Raw genomic sequence first — 18,161 nt, forward strand, 5'->3', positions numbered from 1 at the left:
CACGCGGTTCAGCGCAGCTCGGCTGCCGTGTCGAACGGCTTCGCCAGCGATCGCCCGGCCGGTATCTCCGAACTCAGGAAACGCACGCCGGTTGCGGCTTCCGACGCTTCCCACAGCAACGCTGCGACGGCCACGTCGCGCGCCGCACGCGGCACGCTCGCGGGCGCCGGCAGGCCGCGCGACTCGAACCAGCCGGACGGTCCGATATATGAGCCGCCGGTCAGGTCGGGCGACGTCGCCGCATGAATTGCCGGCAGCGCGCCCTGGTCGGCCGGTTGCGCGAGATAACGGTTCGCCGCGCGCATCAGCGCGGCACGGGTCGGTGAACTGTCCATCGCGGGGCCCGCGAACTGCAGGTTGGTCGCCGCGTAGCCGGGATGCGCGGCGACGCTGATCCCCGCGAACGCCGCGCGCTGGAAGCGGCGCTGCAGTTCGATCGCGAACACGAGGTTCGCGAGCTTGCTGTCGCAGTACGCGAGATAGCGGTTGTAGCGCTGCTCGGCGCGCAGGTCGTCGACGCGGATCCGGCCGCCGCGGTTGAAGCCGCTCGACATCGTCACGACACGAGCCCGGCGCGCGGCGCGCAGCGCGGGCAGCAGGTGGCCGGTCAGCGCGAAATGGCCGAGGTGATTGGTGCCGAACTGCATCTCGAAGCCGTCGCGCGTGTGCCGCAGCGGCAGGAACATCACGCCGGCGTTGTTGCAGAGGATGTCGACGCGCCCGTGGCGCTCGGAGACGTCGGCGGCGAAGCGCTGGATCGACGCGAGATCGGCGAGGTCGAGCGGATCGACTTCGACCCGGGCGGCGGGATGGAGCCGGCGGATTGCAGCGGCGGCCTGCGCGGCGCGGGCGGCATCGCGGCAGCCCATCACGACGGTCGCGCCCTTGGCGGCCAGTGTTTCCGCAATATGCCAGCCGAGGCCGCTGTTGGCGCCGGTCACGACCGCGACCTTGCCGCCTTGCGCCGGGACGTGGCGCGCGCTCCATGCATGCATGTCTGCCTCCATCGGCGTGGCCGGGCGCCACGACGCGTGATCGTTACATTGAGTGGTGTAACGATAGTCCGCGCAGACGGGTCAGACAAGCAGGGGAATTAGACCGGCGCTTCTAGGGCGGGCATGCAGCGCATGCAGAGCGTGCAGCCGGTCCCCGCGCGCATCAGCCGATGGGTGTCAGCGGCTGCCGGCCAGCGCGAGCACTTCGGCGGCGGAGATCATTGCGGCGGCGTTCGCGGGCGCCGGGCGCTCGGCCGGGCGGAAGACTTCATCGCCGCGCTGGATGACCTGGCGCGACAGCGCGCAAGTGCCGGTGCGCTGCGCGAAGCGGCGCCGCCAGCGCTGTTCGCCGTAATGGCAGCGGCCGGGTTCAACCCAGCGAACGACGAGCAGCGTATCGGAACGTTCGAGAATTTCGACGTGAACGTCGGCGGAATCGAGCGCAGGCAGGGATTTGGAGGCCTTCATTTTGCCGTTTCCTAAAGCTCGTGCGGTTTCGGCCGTGGCAGTGGATGTCACTACCCGAGGGCGAATCCGTAGCGGTTTCCATGAGTGGTGCGCTAAATGTAAGCGTCTGTGACCGGAAAAAACATCCTGTCTGGCTCAAATTACCTTTTGCCGATTTAGAAACAATCGCCGCGCATTTTCTTGAAAAAGCAGCGACAAAAGTGCCCCGGACGCGAACGTCCGGGGCACGAAACGGGCCCAAGCCCCCGTGGCTGCTCGCTCAGCCACGTGGACACCGCGGGGGACGGAGGTGCCCGTCAGAGATCGGCGACGGGCGGGGTGCGGTGTGCCGGGAAGCGCGGGCCGGCAACACCATGATCGCGCGCGCACCCCGTTGAGATCCTGACGGGAACATGACATTTTGGTCAGTTTCGACGGTCGAGGTGTCACTGCGTCGCGTGTGCGTTCCGCGCAGACCCGCGCCAGTATTGGCGTTGCGGAACAAAACGCTGATCGGCCGAACTTGAAAAAGACGGACATGGAAGCCGCCCCATCGTCTTTCCGCCCGATTCTCCCGCTCGGGAAAACACTGAATCCCGCGATCGTGACAAATGCGGAATCTGTCCTATTATTGGTTGGACCTTTGGTCCTTTGTGCCAATCGGCCGCCGGGTGGGCCGCATTTTCGGGAGACGTGCTCATGAGATTGCAGGGCAAGCGCGCACTGGTGACGGCGGCCGGGCAGGGTATCGGCCGCGCGACCGCGTTGCGGTTCGCGAGCGAGGGCGCCGACGTGCTGGCGACCGACATCAACGAAGCCGCGCTCGCGCAGCTCGCGACCGACGCCGAACGCGCGGGCGGCCGGCTGCGCACGCGGCGGCTCGACGTGACGGACGCGGGCGAGGTCGCGGCGCTCGCCGCGCAGGAACGCGCGTTCGACGTGCTGTTCAACTGCGCGGGCTTCGTGCACCACGGCTCGATCCTCGACTGCGACGACGACGCATGGGCGTTCTCGCTGAACCTGAACGTCACGTCGATGTACCGGCTGATCCGCGCGCTGCTGCCGGCGATGCTGGACGCGGGCGGCGCGTCGATCATCAACATGGCGTCGGCCGCGTCGAGCGTGAAGGGCGTGCCGAACCGCTTCGTCTACGGCACGACCAAGGCGGCCGTGATCGGCCTGACCAAGTCGGTTGCCGCCGATTTCGTCGAGCAGCGCATTCGCTGCAACGCGATCTGCCCGGGCACGATCGAATCGCCGTCGCTGGAGCAGCGCATCGCCGAACAGGCGCGCACGCGTCAGGTGTCGATCGACACCGTGCGCCAGGCGTTCGTCGCGCGCCAGCCGATGGGCCGGATCGGCACCGCGGACGAAGTCGCCGCGCTCGCGCTGTATCTCGCGTCCGACGAAGCGGCGTTCACCACCGGCGCGATTCACCTGATCGATGGCGGCTGGTCAAACTGACCGTGTCTAGCCGACCGCGTCTAGCCGACCGCGTCTAGCCGACCGCGTCAAACTGACCACGCGTCCCCATTCACTTTCCGATTCCGCTAAGACGACATGAAACTGCTGAGATTTGGCGACAAACACCATGAAAAGCCGGGCCTGCTCGATGCGCAGGGGAACATCCGCGACCTGTCGGGCGTGATCGACGACGTCGCCGGCGAGGCGCTCACGCCTGCGTCGCTCGCACGGCTGCGCGACATCGCCCCGGCGTCGCTGCCGATCGTCCAAGGCACGCCGCGGCTCGGCCCATGCGTGGGCCGCGTCGGCAAGTTCATCTGCATCGGGCTCAACTATTCCGACCACGCGGCCGAATCGGGGATGGAAGTCCCGAAGGAGCCGGTCGTGTTCGGCAAATGGACGAGCGCGATCTCGGGGCCGAACGACGATGTCGAGATTCCGCGCGGCTCGGAGAAGACCGACTGGGAAGTCGAGCTCGGCGTGGTGATCGGCCAGGGCGGCCGCTATATCGACGAAGCCGACGCGCTGTCGCACGTTGCCGGCTACTGCGTGGTGAACGACGTGTCGGAGCGCGAATACCAGCTCGAGCGCGGCGGCACGTGGGACAAGGGCAAGGGCAACGACACGTTCGGCCCGCTCGGGCCCTGGCTCGTGACGGCGGACGAAGTGCCCGATCCGCACGCGCTGCGGTTGTGGCTGGAAGTGGACGGCCACCGCTACCAGAACGGCACGACCGCGACGATGGTGTTCCGCGTGCCGCACCTGATCAGCTACCTGAGCCGCTTCATGAGCCTGCAGCCGGGCGACGTGATCTCGACCGGCACGCCGCCGGGCGTGGGCCTCGGCCAGAAGCCGCCCGTCTATCTGCGCGCCGGGCAGGTGATCACGCTCGGCATCGACGGGCTCGGCGAGCAGCGCCAGCGCACCGTGCAGGCCTGATTCCCTTTAACGGACCGTTCGCCATGCCTATCATTCGATCGATGCGCGTCCTCGACGTGCGCTTCCCGACCTCGCGCCAGCTCGACGGCTCCGATGCGATGAATCCGGACCCCGACTATTCGGCCGCGTACGTCGTGCTCGAAACCGACCACGACGGCCTCGAAGGTCACGGGCTCACGTTCACCATCGGGCGCGGCAACGAAATCTGCTGCGCGGCAATCGACGCGATGCGTCACCTCGTCGTCGGCCTCGACCTCGACTGGATCCGCGAGGACATGGGCCGCTTCTGGCGGCACGTGACGTCGGACAGCCAGTTGCGCTGGATCGGCCCCGACAAGGGCGCGATCCACCTGGCGACGGGCGCCGTCGTCAACGCGGTGTGGGATCTAAGGGCGAAGGCCGTCGGCAAGCCGCTGTGGCGGCTCGTCGCCGACATGAGCCCCGAGGAAATCGTGCGCGCGATCGATTTCCGCTACCTGACCGACTGCCTGACGCAGGACGAGGCGCTCGAGCTGCTGCGCCGGCAGGCACCGGGCAAGGCGGCGCGGATCGCGGCGCTCGAGCGCGACGGCTACCCGTGCTACACGACGTCGGCCGGCTGGCTCGGCTACAGCGACGACAAGCTGCGCCGGTTGTGCCACGAGGCAGTGGACGCCGGGTTCGAGTACGTGAAGCTGAAGGTCGGCGCGAACCTGGACGACGACATCCGCCGCGTGACGATCGCGCGCGAGGTGATCGGCCCCGATCGCAAGCTGATGATCGACGCGAACCAGGTGTGGGAAGTCGATGAAGCGATCGACTGGGTGCGTGAGCTCTCGTTCGCGAAGCCGTGGTTCATCGAGGAGCCGACGAGCCCCGACGACGTCGAAGGGCATCGCAAGATCCGCGAGGCGATCGGCCCCGTGCAGGTCGCGACCGGCGAGATGTGCCAGAACCGCGTGCTGTTCAAGCAGTTCATCGAGCGCGGCGCGATCGACGTCGTGCAGATCGATGCATGCCGGCTCGGCGGCGTGAACGAGATTCTCGCGGTGCTGCTGCTGGCCGCGAAGTACGGGCTTCCCGTGTGTCCGCACGCGGGCGGCGTCGGGCTGTGCGAGTACGTGCAGCATCTGTCGATGATCGACTACGTGTGCATTTCCGGCACGAAGGAAGGGCGCGTGACCGAATACGTCGATCACCTGCACGAGCATTTCGTCGAGCCGTGCGTCGTGCGCGGCGCGGCGTACATGCCGCCGACGGCGCCCGGCTTCTCGATCGAGATGAAGCCCGAATCGCTCGAGCAGTACCGGTTCCGCGGCTGAAGCACGCAGCACGCGGCACGGCGATGCACCGCGCGCGGCGTGCGCGGCGACAACATGAACGACGGAGACGCGAAGTGGATTTGAATCTGCAAGACAAGGTCGTGATCGTGACCGGCGGCGCGTCGGGCATCGGCGCCGCGATCTCGATGCGGCTGGCCGGCGAAGGCGCGATTCCGGTGGTGTTCGCGCGTCACGCACCGGACGACGGCTTCTGGCGCGAACTCACGCAGAAACAGCCGCGCGCCGCATGCGTGACCGTCGAACTGCAGGACGACGCGCAATGCCGCGACGGCGTCGCGCAGACCATCGCACGTTTCGGCCGCATCGACGGGCTCGTCAACAACGCGGGCATCAACGACAGCATCGGGCTCGATGCCGGCCGCGACGCGTTCGTCGCCTCGCTCGAACGCAACCTGATCCACTACTACGTGATGGCGCATTACTGCGTGCCGCATCTGAAAGCCACACGCGGCGCGATCGTCAACATCTCTTCGAAAACGGCCGTGACCGGGCAGGGCAACACGAGCGGCTATTGCGCGTCGAAGGGCGCGCAGCTCGCGCTGACGCGCGAATGGGCAGTCGCGTTGCGCAACGACGGCGTGCGCGTGAACGCGGTGATCCCGGCCGAAGTGATGACACCGCTCTATCAGAGCTGGATCGCCGGCTTCGACGATCCGCACGCGAAGGTCGCGGAAATCGCCGGCAAGGTGCCGCTCGGCAAGCGCTTCACGACCGCCGACGAGATTGCCGACACGGCCGTGTTCCTGCTGTCGGAGCGTGCATCGCACACGACGGGCCAGTGGCTGTTCGTCGACGGTGGCTACACGCATCTCGATCGCGCGATCGGCTGAGGGCGGCGAGCCATGCAACCCGACCTGAACCCGACGACCGCCGCATCCGCCGCCGCCGCGTTGATCGAACTGACCGGCGTCAGCAAGCGCTTTCCCGGCGTGCAGGCGCTCGACGACTGCCACTTCGACCTGCGCGCCGGTGAAGTGCATGCGCTGATGGGCGAGAACGGCGCCGGCAAATCGACGCTGATGAAGATCCTCGCAGGCGTGTACCAGAAGGATGAAGGCGAGATCCGGATGGACGGCCGCGCGGTGGAGATCGCCGATCCGCGCGCCGCGCAGGCGCTCGGGATCGGCATCATCCATCAGGAACTGAACCTGATGAACCACCTGAGCGTCGCGCAGAACATCTTCATCGGCCGCGAGCCGCGCGGCCGCTTCGGCGTGTTCGTCGACGAAGAGAAACTCAACCGCGACGCCGCCGCGATCTTCGCGCGGATGCGGCTCGATCTCGATCCGCGTACGCAGGTCGGCCGGCTGACGGTCGCGAAGCAGCAGATGGTCGAGATCGCGAAGGCGCTGTCGTTCGATTCGCGCGTGCTGATCATGGATGAGCCGACCGCCGCGCTGAACAACGCGGAAATCGCCGAGCTGTTCCGGATCATCCGCGACCTGCGCGCGCACGGTGTCGGCATCGTCTACATCTCGCACAAGATGGACGAACTGCGCCAGATCGCCGATCGCGTGACGGTGATGCGCGACGGCAAGTACGTCGCGACGGTGCCGATGGCCGACACGTCGATGGACGCGATCATCGCGATGATGGTCGGCCGTCAGCTCGATACGCAGTACCGCACGCCGCCCGATACGTCGCAACACGACATCGCGCTCGAGGTGCGCGGCCTGTCGCGCGGCCGCGCGATTCGCGACGTCGGCTTCACGCTGCGGCGCGGCGAGATTCTTGGCTTCGCCGGATTGATGGGCGCGGGCCGCACCGAGGTCGCGCGTGCGGTGTTCGGCGCGGACCCGGTCGACGCGGGCGAGATCCGCGTGCATGGCAAGACCGTGACGATCCGCACGCCGGCCGACGCGGTCAGGCACGGCATCGGCTACCTGTCGGAGGATCGCAAGCATTTCGGGCTCGCGGTCGGGATGGACGTGCAGAACAACATCGCGCTGTCGAGCATGCGGCGTTTCGTGCGCCGCGGGCTGTTCCTCGATGCGCGCGAGATGCGCGACACCGCGCAGTCGTATGTGCGGCAGCTCGCGATCCGCACGCCGTCGGTCGCGCAGCCCGCGCGGCTGCTGTCGGGCGGCAACCAGCAGAAGATCGTGATCGCGAAGTGGCTGTTGCGCGACTGCGACATCCTGTTCTTCGACGAGCCGACGCGCGGCATCGACGTCGGCGCGAAAAGCGAGATCTACAAGCTGCTCGACGCGCTCGCCGCCGACGGCAAGGCGATCGTGATGATCTCGTCGGAGTTGTCCGAGGTCCTCCGGATGAGCCACCGGATTCTCGTGATGTGCGAAGGGCGTGTGACGGGGGAATTGCGCGCGGCCGACGCCACGCAGGAAAAGATCATGCAGCTCGCGACGCAGCGCGAGTCGACCGTATTGTCCTGAATCAGACGCTCAGACGCTTACCCGACCATGCCGAACGATACGCATCCCGTCCCGCCCCTGGCCACCGGCGACACGCCGGCCGGCGCACCGGGCCTACGTGCCCGCTTCTTCAACCCGGCCGCGCGGCAGAAGCTCCTCGCATTCGCGAGCCTCGTGCTGCTGATCGTGTTCTTCAGCTTCGCGTCGTCGAACTTCCTCGAAGTCGACAACCTCGTGTCGATCCTGCAGGCCACCGCCGTCAACGGCGTGCTGGCCGTCGCATGTACCTACGTGATCATCACGTCGGGCATCGACCTGTCGGTCGGCACGCTGATGACGTTCTGCGCGGTGATGGCCGGCGTCGTGCTGACCAAGTGGGGCATGCCGCTGCCGCTCGGGATCCTGGCCGCGCTGTGCTTCGGCGCGTTGTCGGGCAGCGTGTCGGGCTTCGTGATCGCGAAGATGAAGGTGCCGCCGTTCATCGCGACGCTCGGCATGATGATGCTGCTCAAGGGGCTGTCGCTCGTGATCTCCGGTACGCGGCCGATCTACTTCAACGACACGCCGGGCTTCACGTCGATCGCGCAGGATTCGCTGATCGGCAACCTGATTCCCGCGCTGCCGATTCCGAACGCGGTGCTGATCCTGTTCCTCGTCGCGATCGGCGCGTCGATCGTGCTGAACCGCACCATCTTCGGCCGCTACACGTTCGCGCTCGGCAGCAACGAGGAAGCGCTGCGGCTGTCCGGCGTGAACGTCGACGCGTGGAAGATCGCGGTGTACACATTCAGCGGCGCGGTGTGCGGGATCGCCGGGCTGCTGATCGCGTCGCGGCTGAACTCCGCGCAGCCCGCGCTCGGGCAGGGCTACGAGCTCGATGCGATCGCGGCCGTCGTGATCGGCGGCACGTCGCTGTCGGGCGGCGCGGGCAGCATCGTCGGCACCATCATCGGCGCGTTCATCATGAGCGTGCTGACCAACGGCCTGCGCATCATGTCGGTTGCGCAGGAATGGCAGACGGTCGTGACCGGCGTGATCATCATCCTGGCCGTCTACGTGGACATCCTGCGCCGGCGCCGCCGCTGACGCATGCACGCTTGCACGCATGCACGCTCGCACGCTCGCACGCTCGCACGCAAGAAGGAACGAACTCAGACACAAAGGCGCTTCACCGCCGGCCGGGCCGGCATCTCAGTCGATACCAACCAAGGAGACGCGAAGTGATCAGGAGCAAGGTGTTGAACGCGATCGTCGGGCTGACGTTCGCCGTCGGCGTGACGGCCGGTGCGCAGGCGCAGGAAACCTACATCCCGCTGATCTCGAAGGGCTTCCAGCATCAGTTCTGGCAGGCCGTGAAATCCGGCGCGACGCAGGCGGCGAAAGATTACAAGGTGAGGGTGACGTTCGAAGGCCCTGAGACCGAGGCGATGGTCGACAAGCAGATCGACATGCTGTCCGCCGCGATCGCGAAGAAGCCGGCCGCGGTCGGCTTCGCTGCGCTCGACAGCAAGGCCGCGCTGCCGCTGCTGAAGAAGGCGCAGGCCGAGAAGATCCCGGTGATCGCGTTCGACTCGGGCGTCGACAGCGACATCCCGGTGACCACCGCCACGACCAACAACAAGGCCGCCGCGTCGCTCGCCGCCGACAAGCTTGCCGCGCTGATCGGCGACGAAGGCGAGGTCGCCGTGGTCGCGCACGACCAGACGAGCCGCACCGGCATTGATCGACGCGACGGTTTTCTCGAACGGATGAAGTCCGCGCACCCGAAGGTGCAGATCGTGACCGTTCAGTACGGCGAGGGCGATCAGCTGAAGTCCACCGAAGTGACGAAGTCGATCCTGCAGGGGTATCCGAAGCTCAAGGGCATCTTCGGCACCAACGAAGGCTCGGCGATCGGCGTGGTGAACGGCGTGCGCGAGATGAAGCGCAAGGTCGTGATCGTCGGCTACGATTCGGGCAAGCAGCAGAAGGACGCGATCCGCAGCGGGCTGATGGCCGGCGCGATCACGCAGAACCCGGTCGGGATCGGCTACAAGACCGTCGAAGCGGCCGTGAAGGCGATCAAGGGCGAGAAGCTGCCGAAGGTCATCGATACCGGTTTCTATTGGTACGACAAGACCAACATCGACGACCCGAAGATCACGGCGGTGCTTTACGACTGAGCGTGACGCGGCGTGATGTGACGCGACACGGCGCGTGACGGCGAAACACGAGGACACCATGGGCGCAGTGCGTATCGATTCCCATCAGCACTTCTGGCGTTACCGCGCGGCCGACTACCCGTGGATCGGCGCGGGGATGGGCGTGCTCGCCCGCGACTACCTGCCCGACGCGCTGTGGCCGCAGATGCATGCGCAGGCGCTCGATGCATCGATCGCGGTGCAGGCGCGCGCCGGGCGCGACGAGACGGCGTTTCTGCTCGATCTCGCCCGCGACGATGCGCGCATCGCGGCCGTGGTCGGCTGGGAGGATCTCGGTGCGCCGGAACTCGCCGATCGTGTTGCCGAATGGGCGAGCCCGAAGCTGCGCGGCTTTCGTCACCAGGTGCAGGACGAAGCCGATGTCGCCGCGTTCGTCGAGGCGCCCGCGTTCAATCGCGGCGTCGCGTGGCTGCAGAAGAACGGCTACGTGTACGACGTGCTCGTGTTCGAACGTCAGTTGCCGGACGTGCGTGCGTTCTGCGCGCGGCACGATGCGCATTGGCTCGTGCTCGATCATGCGGGCAAGCCTGCGCTCGCCGAATTCGACCGCGACGCCAGCGCGCTCTCTCGCTGGCGTGCCGGATTACGCGAGCTGGGCGCGCTGCCGCACGTGGTGTGCAAGCTGTCGGGGCTCGTGACCGAGGCGGACTGGCGACGAGGTTTGCGCGAGCGGGACATCCGGCACATCGAGCAATGCCTCGATGCGGCGCTCGACGCGTTCGGTCCGCAGCGGCTGATGTTCGGGTCCGACTGGCCCGTGTGCCTGCTCGCGGCGTCGTATGACGAAGTGGCATCGCTGGTCGAACGCTGGGCCGCGGCGCGGTTGTCGGTGGCCGAGCGCAACGCGTTGTGGGGTGGCACCGCCGCGCGTTGTTATGCGGTGCCGGGCGCTTCGAAGCCCGGCATATAGAATAGGCGCGAACGGCCTGACACACGCGCGTCTTTCGTCACACCGTCCGCAACGCAACCGCTTACCTGTATCAACGTATGTCCATCCAGCCGATTCAGAACCGCCGCCTGTACCAGCAGATCGCCGACAAGCTCAGCACGATGATCGAGTCCGGCGATTTCCCGCCGGGCAGCTACCTGCCGCCCGAGCGTGAACTGGCCGAGCGGTTCGGCGTGTCGCGCACATCGGTGCGCGAGGCGCTGATCGCGCTCGAGGTGAACGGGCTCGTCAGCGTGCGCGTCGGCGACGGCGTGAAGGTGCGTCAACCCGAGGCAGCCGCCGCACCGGTGCCGCAGATCGATACGAAGGTCGCGCCGTTCTCGATCGTCGAGATCGATCCGGAGCTCGGCATCGAGCTCGACCTCGATACTGAAATCCCGCCGTTCGCGCTGTTGCAGGCGCGCCGGCTGATCGAGCCGGAGGCCGCGGCGCTCGCCGCGCAGCATGGTTCGGACGCGCAGATCGAAGGGATCCGCGACGCGTTCCTGCGCAACCAGGAAGACAACCGCAGCGGTTCGCTCACGCATCCGGGCGACCGGCTGTTTCATATCCGTATCGCGGAAGCGAGCGACAACCCCGCGTATGCGCTGATGATCAAACAGTTGCTCGCGCACAAGTACGACCCGATGTTCCAGCGGCTGCAATCGCTGTACATGCCGAACGACATGCCGCACCGGTCGGAGCTCGAACACCGCGCGATTCTCGATGCGATCCGCGCGCGCGACCCCGAGGCCGCGCGCCGCGCGATGGCCGAGCATCTTGATGAAGTGATCGAGATCTTCGGCCGCGCGCTCGACTGAGCGCGGGCGGCCAGGCGTTCAGACGTCAAGGATCAGAAGCGGTCCGCGCGGTAGGGCGTCGGGTCGGTGAACGGTGTGTCGCCCGTCATCATTTCGGCGAGCAGGCGGCCGGAGACGGGGCCGAGCGTCAGCCCGTGATGGTTGTGCCCGAACGAGAACCACAGCCCGCGATGCGCGGGCGCGGGGCCGATCACCGGCCGCATGTCGGGCGTGCAGGGGCGGAAGCCGAGCCACGGTTGCGGATCGAGCCGCTCGCCGAAGCCGAACACCGGGCGCGCGATGCGCTCCGCGCGATCGAGCTGCACACCCGTCGGTGGCAGGCCGCGCCGCGCGATTTCCACACCGGTGGTCAGCCGCAAGCCGCGCCGCATCGGCGCGATCACGTAGCCGTATTCGCGATCGACGATCGGCGCCGATGGCGTGCCGCGTTCGGACGGCGCGTAGTGCATGTGATAGCCGCGTTTCTCGCGCAGCGGAATCTTGTAGCCGAACTTGCCGAACACCGTGTCGGACCACGGGCCGAGCGCGACGACCACGGCCGGCGCGGCGATCTTGCCGTCGTCCGTCGTGACCTGCCAGCCGGGCGACAGCGCGTCGAGGCTCGCGGCATCGCCGGTGAGCAGCGTGCCGCCGCCTTGCACGAACAGTTGCGCGTAGGTTTTGACCAGCGCGGACGGATCGACGACGCTTTTCGGATCGAGCCAGTGCAGCGCGCCGCAGAAGCCCGGTGCGAGGCTCGGCTCCTGCGCGCGGAGTGCGGCGGCATCGAGCGGCGTGATGCCGAGCCCGTGGCGGCGCGCGGTGAGCCCTGCATCGGCGACCGCACGCTCGAACGCGGCCGCCGTGCGGAACGCTTCCATCCAGCCGCTTGCGCGCACCAGTTCGCCGGCGCCGGCGCGGGCGATCAGCGCGTCGTGCTCGACGATGCAGCGCTCGATCAGCGGCAGCATGTCGCGCGACGCTGCTGCGTGACGCATCGGCGCCGACTCCCACCAGAAACGCGCGAGCCAGGGCGCGAATGCCGGCAGCGACGTGCTGTGCCAGTAGAGATCGGTCGAGCGGTTCAGCGCGTAGCGCATCAGCGTGAACGGGCTGCGCGGGAACGGATACGGTTCGATCGACGAGCGCTCGATCAGCCCGGCATTGCCGAAGCTGGTTCCTTCGCCGGGCGCGCTGCGATCGACGAGAGCGACCTTGCGGCCGCGATCCTGCAGGTGCAGCGCGGCGGAGACGCCGACGATGCCCGCGCCCAGAACGATTACGTCGAAGTCCATCGTGTGAGTGGCCGGTAGCGGGGCGCTTGGCCGCGGTGCGGTGTGTGCGCCCAGGTTGGAGATCGTATGAAGTGAAAGCATACTCGCGGCGGCGTGACGTACCAAGAGGTGCGCGCTGTCGACATAGCGCGGGTGGCCCGTGCGCGATGGTTCGCGGCCAGCCGACAAGCGGCGATGTCACGCACGCGATATCGCGCATCTTTTCCGCGTACCGTATGACGTAAATAGCGGGTGTATCCCACTGGTTTCGGATACGAACTTCTACCTAAGATGGAAGGAATTCATGCGTGCGATAGGGTGCGGGCACGCGCATGACAAGTAGGCAGCCGCACCGGGAACGACGGCAGCACATGTTTCGATCATGGATGCGAGTGTGTGCGCGGCGGCTGCGAGTCCTGCAGCCGCATCGACGCCAGCGGGCGCGGCGGCAGTTGCTGCGCGGAAGGCGTCCGGCCGATCTGGCCGAGTCGCCACGCTACGCCACGCGCTCGTCGCAATCGTTTGCGCTCTGAGTGCTTCGCCGGCCGTCCTCGCGGCGCCGGCCGATGCGGATGTGCCGGTCGACACGCTGCGGATCTCCAAGCCGACAAGTCCCGCGTTTTCGTCACACGACTCAGCCGTGCGTCAGGTCGTGCTCGGCATCGTCAGCTTCACGCGCTGGCCGACGACACCCGTTCGCCTGCATCTGTGCGTGACGGGCCGCCCCGACTACGCGGGCGGACTGACCGACACGTTGCAAGCCGGCTCGACCGTGCTCGACGTGGAGCGCGTCAGTTCCGACGATCCCGCGCTCGGTCTGGCATGCGACGTCGTCTATCTCGGCGCCCTCGGCAACGATGAGCGAATGCGGGTGCGGGCCGCGGTGGCCGGCCACCCGGTCTTGACCATCGCCGAACACGATATGTCGTGCACCGCGGGTGCGATGTTCTGCCTCACGGTCGAAGGCGATCACGTGACGTTCGACATCAATCTCGACGCCGTCGCGCGCAGCGGTGTGCGCGTGCATCCGAATGTGCTCGGTCTCGCGCGGCGGACCCTGACGCCATGACACGCTTCGCTCCCCGCATCTCGCCTTCCCGTGTGCCGCGCCCGACGCTGCAAAGCGTGCTGCGCCGCGCGCATTTGCGCCTCGCGTTCGTCGCGGTCACGATGGCTGCGGTGTCGTTGATCGTCGTTGCCGTGATCGCGTTGCGCGCGTATGCCGGCAACAACCTGACCCTGCTGGCCCGCTCACTCGGTTATACCGTCGAGGCTGCGCTCGTGTTCGGCGACCACGTCGCGGCGCACGAGGCCATTGCAACCATCGCGAACGACGAGGACGTCGCGCGGATCGTCGTCACCGACGGCAAAGGCCGGTTGTTCACGATGTGGACGCTGCCCGCCGCAGACCGGATTGCCCGGCTCGAGCGCGGCGTCGCCAATCTTGCGCTGCCCGGGCCCGTGACCGTTCCGGTGATGCACGACGGTGTCGTCGTCGGTCAGGTCGTCGTGCGTGGCCGCGGGCATCAGTTCTTCGGATTCCTGCTCGGTGGTATCGGCGGCATTCTCGGCTGTCTGACCGTCAGCGTGATCGGCGCTTACGTGAGTTCGAAGCGTTTGCTGCGCAACATCGTCGCGCCGCTGCGCGCGCTCGCCGGCGTCGCGCACGCCGTGCGGCGCGAGCGGGCGTTCGCGCGGCGCGTGGAGCCCGCGATGATCGCGGAATTGAACCAGCTCGGCGACGACTTCAATGCGCTGCTCGACGAATTGGAAGACTGGCAGAACACGCTGCGCGACGAGAACGCCTCGCTCGAATACAAGGCGACGCACGACGCGCTCACCGGGTTGCCGAACCGCGTGCAGTTCGAGTCGCGTCTGTCGCTTGCGCTGTGCGACGCCGTGGTGACGGGGCAGCGGGTCGCCGTCCTGTATCTCGATTGCGACCGCTTCAAGGAGATCAACGATTGTCTCGGGCACGATGCGGGCGATGCGGTGCTGGTTGGCGTCGCGAAGCGGTTGCGCATGCAAGTGCGCGAGACCGATCTCGTCGCGCGCCTGGGCGGCGATGAATTTGCGGTGATGCTGGCGGCAGTGCGCGAAGCGGACGCCGTGAGCCGGATCGCCGACGCGATTGTGTCCGGCATGGTGCTGTCGATCGAGCTTTCTGACGGACGCATGGTGGCCACCATGATGAGTGCCGGCGTTGCACTGTATCCCGACCATGCGTCCGACGCGATCGGCTTGCTGCGGGCGGCCGATGCCGCGATGTACCGCGCCAAGCGTGCGCGACCGGGGTCGTGGCAGTTGGCGGAAGGCGTGGTCGGGCGGGTTTGATGTGTATCGTTTCGCGCCGCGGGCGAGGCCGCGGCGGCGGGATAAAAAGCGCACGCGACGCGGGCGCATGGGAAGGGGACCGTTATGAAAAGCACGTTGCCTGTGAGCATTGGGAGAATGTGCGTCGGGAGCGCGGTGTTGCTGTGCCTGCTGCTTGCCGGGTGCCATACGCCGCCGCTGCATCGGGGGCTCACGCAGACGCAGGTCACGGCGCTGAAGTCGGCCGGGTTTCAGGAGACTGAGCAGGGGTTCGAGTTCGGGTCAGCCGGGCCGATTTTGTTCGATTTCGATCGGTATAACCTGAAGCCGGATGTCAGGCGGATCGTTGAGCGGATCGGCAAGACGTTGAAGTCGGCAGGGATCAACGGGGTCCGGGTTTATGGGTACTCGGATGACGAGGGGATTGCTGCTTATGACCTCGAGTTGTCGAAGCGGCGGGCGGAAGTGGTGGCGGTCGAATTGGTGGATGTGGGGCTGGACGGAAAGCAGATTGCGGTCGTCGGGAAGGGGAAGAGCGATCCGGTGGGGGATAACCGGACGCCAGCCGGGAGGATGCAGAATCGGAGGGCGGCGATTGTGGTTTCGCCGCGGTGAGGGATTCAGTCAGGGCGCCGCAAGTTCGATCGATACTCGGACTTCCTCCGGAGAGAAAGCAGTCCGGAAAACGAACATGGTCAATCAGTCACCTGGAGCAGGCTGCGCAATGAGAATAGCGCCACAGGTCGTTTTATGCCCTTCCAAGGCCATCGGCTGCCCGAAATCCTCGCACCCGTCGAGCCCCTCGGCGATTTCAAAGAGATGTGGCGGGCAAAGCGGGCAGGTCACCTGATCCCCTTTGCGTGCAATCGCAACCTTGGCCTCGCTCCAAGTGGAGGACGGGCTGCCTGAAATCACCTTGCCGCCGTGGCTTGTCGTATCGCCGACCACGATCTGCGCTCTTCCGTGCAAGTTCGCTCGTTGCATCTCCTAGCCCTCCCGATCATTGAGTGTCGCCAGCTTTGGCCGAAAAGTCGGGGGCTTCAAACGGCGGCGGCAGATATGTCGTGTCGATCGTGTAGCCCAGAGCCGTTAATTCCGCTTCATGTTTCGCGCGTTCCGCCCTTGCCGGCGTCAATTCATCAGACAGGTATTTCTTCCATTGCCTCCGGCGTTCAACGCTATCAGCAAAATATGGCGTGTAATTGTCAGATGCGGTGCTTATCTGAATATCTGTCAAGTAATATCCCGTGTCATGAGTCGACGATTGATACGACAGAGATAGTGTCAAAAATACGCCGTCGGTATAAAAAAGCCACCTCGGCTCAGACGCAATCAATTTCTTCCATTCTTCTACGGTCGGCGTATAGGTCGAATCGATCGAATAAAGGCCCCCGGGTTTTGCCAAGGCATAAACCGTTGCCTCTTTGCCGACGAGCCGCGGATCGGAGGTTTCGATATACCTCTTCCATCCCGCGGCTCTCAGTTTTGCCAGCAGGGCCGCAATCTTGTCGCGCGCGTCTTCATACGAGGTCGTGCCCGAAGGCGAGATGTTGAAATTGACATCCCAATTATCAACTCCGCTTTCCGGACTGTCTTTGTCTCCCAACCCTGTTGCGATCGTGACATTGTCAAGATCAAAGGAGTGCTGTCCTTGACTGTATTTCACCCGTCCCAGCTGCTTTGGATCGTCCCAGTGCATCTGATACGCATAGACGCCGGACGGGTGATTCATTGTAGAAAATCCTTGAGCAACGGCATCCGATTTTCCGTCTGCACCGAATTTAATAGTGACAACCTGAGGCGACATCGTTTTGTCCTTTCCATTTCGAGCGGCTGTTGATGCATAAATTGCAGCGCACAAAGCGACTGCTGCAAAAATACACCACCAGATTCTCATTGATCTGCGTTTAAGCAACATAGGCATTGTCGCCTTTATATGAAAAATCAATCATGTCAGGCCGCCCATGGCAGCGATTGCCTTCAGCTCGCTCATCATGTAGGCACGCTGCTTTTGCATCAAAAAGTGGAATAACTTGCCAGTATCTTTGATCCATGCCATTCGTTGTGCGTAATCCTCGAGGATAAGCTCCTTCGGCGCGTTCGAGCGATATTGCATGTCGGACGTTTCGTCCTTCGCCGTGAAGCTGAGCTGCAGAGGTGGAATCAGCGCGTGAAATGCACGTGCTGGCGCGGCCCACCACTTATCAGAACTGGTTGCCTCATCCATCGTTCTTTGGAATTTTAGCTTGCTGATAAATGCTTTGTCGTTATAGATCAACCCTTGCAACACCTCGCCCTGTTCATGCTGTGCCATAACCCACAGATGGTTGAACGCAAAGGAAGCCTTCTTCTTTTCACTTGCGGTCTCTTCCCATTGCTTGACAAGGTCGAATCCGATGGACACGCGCGGAGTCCATTTGAAGTAACCCGGATTCTCGGCGTCGGAACCAAGAAATTTACCGGTTCCTGCGTCGTCCATTGAGGCGCTGGCTTCATTGACCACCGGGCACTTGGGCACGACGTCGCTTGCCCACTGCTGGCGCATCAAGTTCTTCTGGACCGTGGGATGGTACTGCCGGCTATCGCGCTGTTTCGCACACGCCTGGAACGCAGCTGGATCCGCCGCATATCCGTAGCACCAGGTCAACAGGTCGTTATATATCCACAGGTTGCCTTTGCCGAGTCCCTCGTGGACGATGCCCATGCCGGGCACCTTGTCCACCTGCCAGCTTTCCAGATTGGCCGAAACCTGTTTGGCAGCGAACGCCCCCAGCCCCGTCCAATAGAACCGACCAACCTTGTCTTTTTCCCCGAGGTGAAAATCTTCGAGGAACATGCGCGCGTAGCTTGACGCTACCCGGCGGGCTCGCGCGCCATAGTTCTTCCCCACAAACGATGCATCGCCGGGCTCGATCTTGGTGTCAGAAATGGTGTGTGAACTGAATCGATAGTCGGGCGTTCCGTCTTTCAGGATGGGCGTACGGGTATCCAACTGGGCCATCGCATATTGATGGGCGAGCGACCAGATGATTTTGCAATCACAATTCGCATCGATACACGTGTTGCTTTGCGGATTCGTCGTGTTTTCTGCAAGATTAGCCATTGC

At 65.2% G+C, this 18,161-nt stretch carries 18 protein-coding genes; 12 read left to right on the forward strand and 6 right to left on the reverse strand.

What is annotated here, in order from left to right:
- Positions 1-8 precede the first annotated feature (8 nt).
- Positions 9-995 carry an oxidoreductase gene (locus C7H84_RS00650; RefSeq protein WP_121856927.1) on the reverse strand — a complete coding sequence of 329 codons (987 nt, stop codon included), beginning with the start codon at positions 993-995 and terminating at the stop codon, positions 9-11.
- Positions 996-1,172: 177 nt separating this feature from the next.
- Positions 1,173-1,463, reverse strand: a complete 291-nt coding sequence (locus C7H84_RS00655) for a DUF3331 domain-containing protein (protein WP_121856928.1) — start codon at positions 1,461-1,463, stop codon at positions 1,173-1,175.
- 678 nt (positions 1,464-2,141) lie between these two features.
- On the opposite strand from C7H84_RS00655, the gene C7H84_RS00660 reads away from it, so the two are divergent.
- From C7H84_RS00660 to C7H84_RS00700, 9 genes are all read left to right on the forward strand, one after another.
- On the forward strand, positions 2,142-2,906 hold the full coding sequence (locus C7H84_RS00660; RefSeq protein WP_121856929.1) for an SDR family oxidoreductase: 765 nt from the start codon (positions 2,142-2,144) through the stop codon (positions 2,904-2,906).
- Between the two features lie 96 nt (positions 2,907-3,002).
- Complete coding sequence (locus tag C7H84_RS00665) at positions 3,003-3,845, forward strand: ureidoglycolate lyase (RefSeq protein WP_121856930.1); 843 nt, start codon at positions 3,003-3,005, stop codon at positions 3,843-3,845.
- 23 nt (positions 3,846-3,868) lie between these two features.
- The gene (locus tag C7H84_RS00670; protein ID WP_121856931.1) at positions 3,869-5,146 is read left to right on the forward strand and encodes an L-fuconate dehydratase; all 1,278 of its coding nucleotides are present in this window, start codon (positions 3,869-3,871) and stop codon (positions 5,144-5,146) included.
- A 74-nt stretch (positions 5,147-5,220) separates the two neighbouring features.
- Positions 5,221-5,997, forward strand: coding sequence for an SDR family oxidoreductase (locus tag C7H84_RS00675; protein ID WP_121856932.1), 777 nt, complete (start codon positions 5,221-5,223; stop codon positions 5,995-5,997).
- Between the two features lie 12 nt (positions 5,998-6,009).
- Positions 6,010-7,560 (forward strand): sugar ABC transporter ATP-binding protein, encoded by a 1,551-nt coding sequence (locus tag C7H84_RS00680; RefSeq protein WP_121856933.1) that lies wholly within the window; start codon positions 6,010-6,012, stop codon positions 7,558-7,560.
- Positions 7,561-7,587: 27 nt separating this feature from the next.
- Positions 7,588-8,625, forward strand: a complete 1,038-nt coding sequence (locus C7H84_RS00685; RefSeq protein WP_121856934.1) for an ABC transporter permease — start codon at positions 7,588-7,590, stop codon at positions 8,623-8,625.
- 134 nt (positions 8,626-8,759) lie between these two features.
- Positions 8,760-9,701, forward strand: coding sequence for an ABC transporter substrate-binding protein (locus C7H84_RS00690; protein ID WP_121856935.1), 942 nt, complete (start codon positions 8,760-8,762; stop codon positions 9,699-9,701).
- Between the two features lie 58 nt (positions 9,702-9,759).
- Positions 9,760-10,650 (forward strand): amidohydrolase family protein, encoded by an 891-nt coding sequence (locus tag C7H84_RS00695; RefSeq protein WP_121856936.1) that lies wholly within the window; start codon positions 9,760-9,762, stop codon positions 10,648-10,650.
- Between the two features lie 77 nt (positions 10,651-10,727).
- Positions 10,728-11,489 carry a FadR/GntR family transcriptional regulator gene (locus tag C7H84_RS00700; RefSeq protein WP_121856937.1) on the forward strand — a complete coding sequence of 254 codons (762 nt, stop codon included), beginning with the start codon at positions 10,728-10,730 and terminating at the stop codon, positions 11,487-11,489.
- Positions 11,490-11,521: 32 nt separating this feature from the next.
- Here the strand turns inward: C7H84_RS00700 and C7H84_RS00705 are convergent, their stop codons facing one another.
- Positions 11,522-12,763 carry an FAD-binding oxidoreductase gene (locus C7H84_RS00705; RefSeq protein ID WP_121856938.1) on the reverse strand — a complete coding sequence of 414 codons (1,242 nt, stop codon included), beginning with the start codon at positions 12,761-12,763 and terminating at the stop codon, positions 11,522-11,524.
- Between the two features lie 361 nt (positions 12,764-13,124).
- Between C7H84_RS00705 and C7H84_RS00710 the strand changes: the two genes are divergently transcribed.
- The 3 genes from C7H84_RS00710 to C7H84_RS00720 all read left to right on the forward strand — a co-directional run bounded on the left by C7H84_RS00710 (position 13,125) and on the right by C7H84_RS00720 (position 15,670).
- Positions 13,125-13,811, forward strand: coding sequence for a YfiR family protein (locus C7H84_RS00710; RefSeq protein ID WP_121856939.1), 687 nt, complete (start codon positions 13,125-13,127; stop codon positions 13,809-13,811).
- Positions 13,808-15,076 carry a diguanylate cyclase gene (locus C7H84_RS00715; RefSeq protein ID WP_121856940.1) on the forward strand — a complete coding sequence of 423 codons (1,269 nt, stop codon included), beginning with the start codon at positions 13,808-13,810 and terminating at the stop codon, positions 15,074-15,076. The genes C7H84_RS00710 and C7H84_RS00715 overlap by 4 nt, the downstream gene beginning before the upstream one ends.
- 84 nt (positions 15,077-15,160) lie before the next feature.
- Positions 15,161-15,670 carry an OmpA family protein gene (locus C7H84_RS00720; RefSeq protein WP_121856941.1) on the forward strand — a complete coding sequence of 170 codons (510 nt, stop codon included), beginning with the start codon at positions 15,161-15,163 and terminating at the stop codon, positions 15,668-15,670.
- 84 nt (positions 15,671-15,754) lie between these two features.
- Here C7H84_RS00720 and C7H84_RS00725 read toward each other — a convergent pair whose 3' ends face one another.
- From C7H84_RS00725 to C7H84_RS00735, 3 genes are read right to left on the reverse strand one after another with little or no spacing between them, the layout of a single operon-like run.
- Complete coding sequence (locus C7H84_RS00725; protein ID WP_121856942.1) at positions 15,755-16,039, reverse strand: PAAR domain-containing protein; 285 nt, start codon at positions 16,037-16,039, stop codon at positions 15,755-15,757.
- Between the two features lie 16 nt (positions 16,040-16,055).
- On the reverse strand, positions 16,056-16,973 hold the full coding sequence (locus C7H84_RS00730; RefSeq protein WP_205611380.1) for a hypothetical protein: 918 nt from the start codon (positions 16,971-16,973) through the stop codon (positions 16,056-16,058).
- 30 nt (positions 16,974-17,003) lie between these two features.
- The gene (locus tag C7H84_RS00735; protein WP_162999179.1) at positions 17,004-18,158 is read right to left on the reverse strand and encodes a hypothetical protein; all 1,155 of its coding nucleotides are present in this window, start codon (positions 18,156-18,158) and stop codon (positions 17,004-17,006) included.
- Between the last annotated feature and the right edge of the window lie 3 nt (positions 18,159-18,161).

It is taken from the genome of Burkholderia sp. Nafp2/4-1b (assembly GCF_003635165.1).
In the GTDB taxonomy this organism is placed as follows: Bacteria; Pseudomonadota; Gammaproteobacteria; order Burkholderiales; family Burkholderiaceae; genus Burkholderia.

Coding starts and splice junctions, on each gene's coding strand:
- C7H84_RS00660 (WP_121856929.1), top strand. CDS start 2,142: ATGAGATTGCAGGGCAAGCGCGCACTGGTGACGGCGGCCGGGCAGGGT.
- C7H84_RS00730 (WP_205611380.1), bottom strand. CDS start 16,973: ATGTTGCTTAAACGCAGATCAATGAGAATCTGGTGGTGTATTTTTGCA.
- C7H84_RS00725 (WP_121856942.1), bottom strand. CDS start 16,039: ATGCAACGAGCGAACTTGCACGGAAGAGCGCAGATCGTGGTCGGCGAT.
- C7H84_RS00680 (WP_121856933.1), top strand. CDS start 6,010: ATGCAACCCGACCTGAACCCGACGACCGCCGCATCCGCCGCCGCCGCG.
- C7H84_RS00735 (WP_162999179.1), bottom strand. CDS start 18,158: ATGGCTAATCTTGCAGAAAACACGACGAATCCGCAAAGCAACACGTGT.
- C7H84_RS00700 (WP_121856937.1), top strand. CDS start 10,728: ATGTCCATCCAGCCGATTCAGAACCGCCGCCTGTACCAGCAGATCGCC.
- C7H84_RS00705 (WP_121856938.1), bottom strand. CDS start 12,763: ATGGACTTCGACGTAATCGTTCTGGGCGCGGGCATCGTCGGCGTCTCC.
- C7H84_RS00670 (WP_121856931.1), top strand. CDS start 3,869: ATGCCTATCATTCGATCGATGCGCGTCCTCGACGTGCGCTTCCCGACC.
- C7H84_RS00710 (WP_121856939.1), top strand. CDS start 13,125: ATGGATGCGAGTGTGTGCGCGGCGGCTGCGAGTCCTGCAGCCGCATCG.
- C7H84_RS00650 (WP_121856927.1), bottom strand. CDS start 995: ATGCATGCATGGAGCGCGCGCCACGTCCCGGCGCAAGGCGGCAAGGTC.
- C7H84_RS00720 (WP_121856941.1), top strand. CDS start 15,161: ATGAAAAGCACGTTGCCTGTGAGCATTGGGAGAATGTGCGTCGGGAGC.
- C7H84_RS00655 (WP_121856928.1), bottom strand. CDS start 1,463: ATGAAGGCCTCCAAATCCCTGCCTGCGCTCGATTCCGCCGACGTTCAC.
- C7H84_RS00715 (WP_121856940.1), top strand. CDS start 13,808: ATGACACGCTTCGCTCCCCGCATCTCGCCTTCCCGTGTGCCGCGCCCG.
- C7H84_RS00665 (WP_121856930.1), top strand. CDS start 3,003: ATGAAACTGCTGAGATTTGGCGACAAACACCATGAAAAGCCGGGCCTG.
- C7H84_RS00695 (WP_121856936.1), top strand. CDS start 9,760: ATGGGCGCAGTGCGTATCGATTCCCATCAGCACTTCTGGCGTTACCGC.
- C7H84_RS00685 (WP_121856934.1), top strand. CDS start 7,588: ATGCCGAACGATACGCATCCCGTCCCGCCCCTGGCCACCGGCGACACG.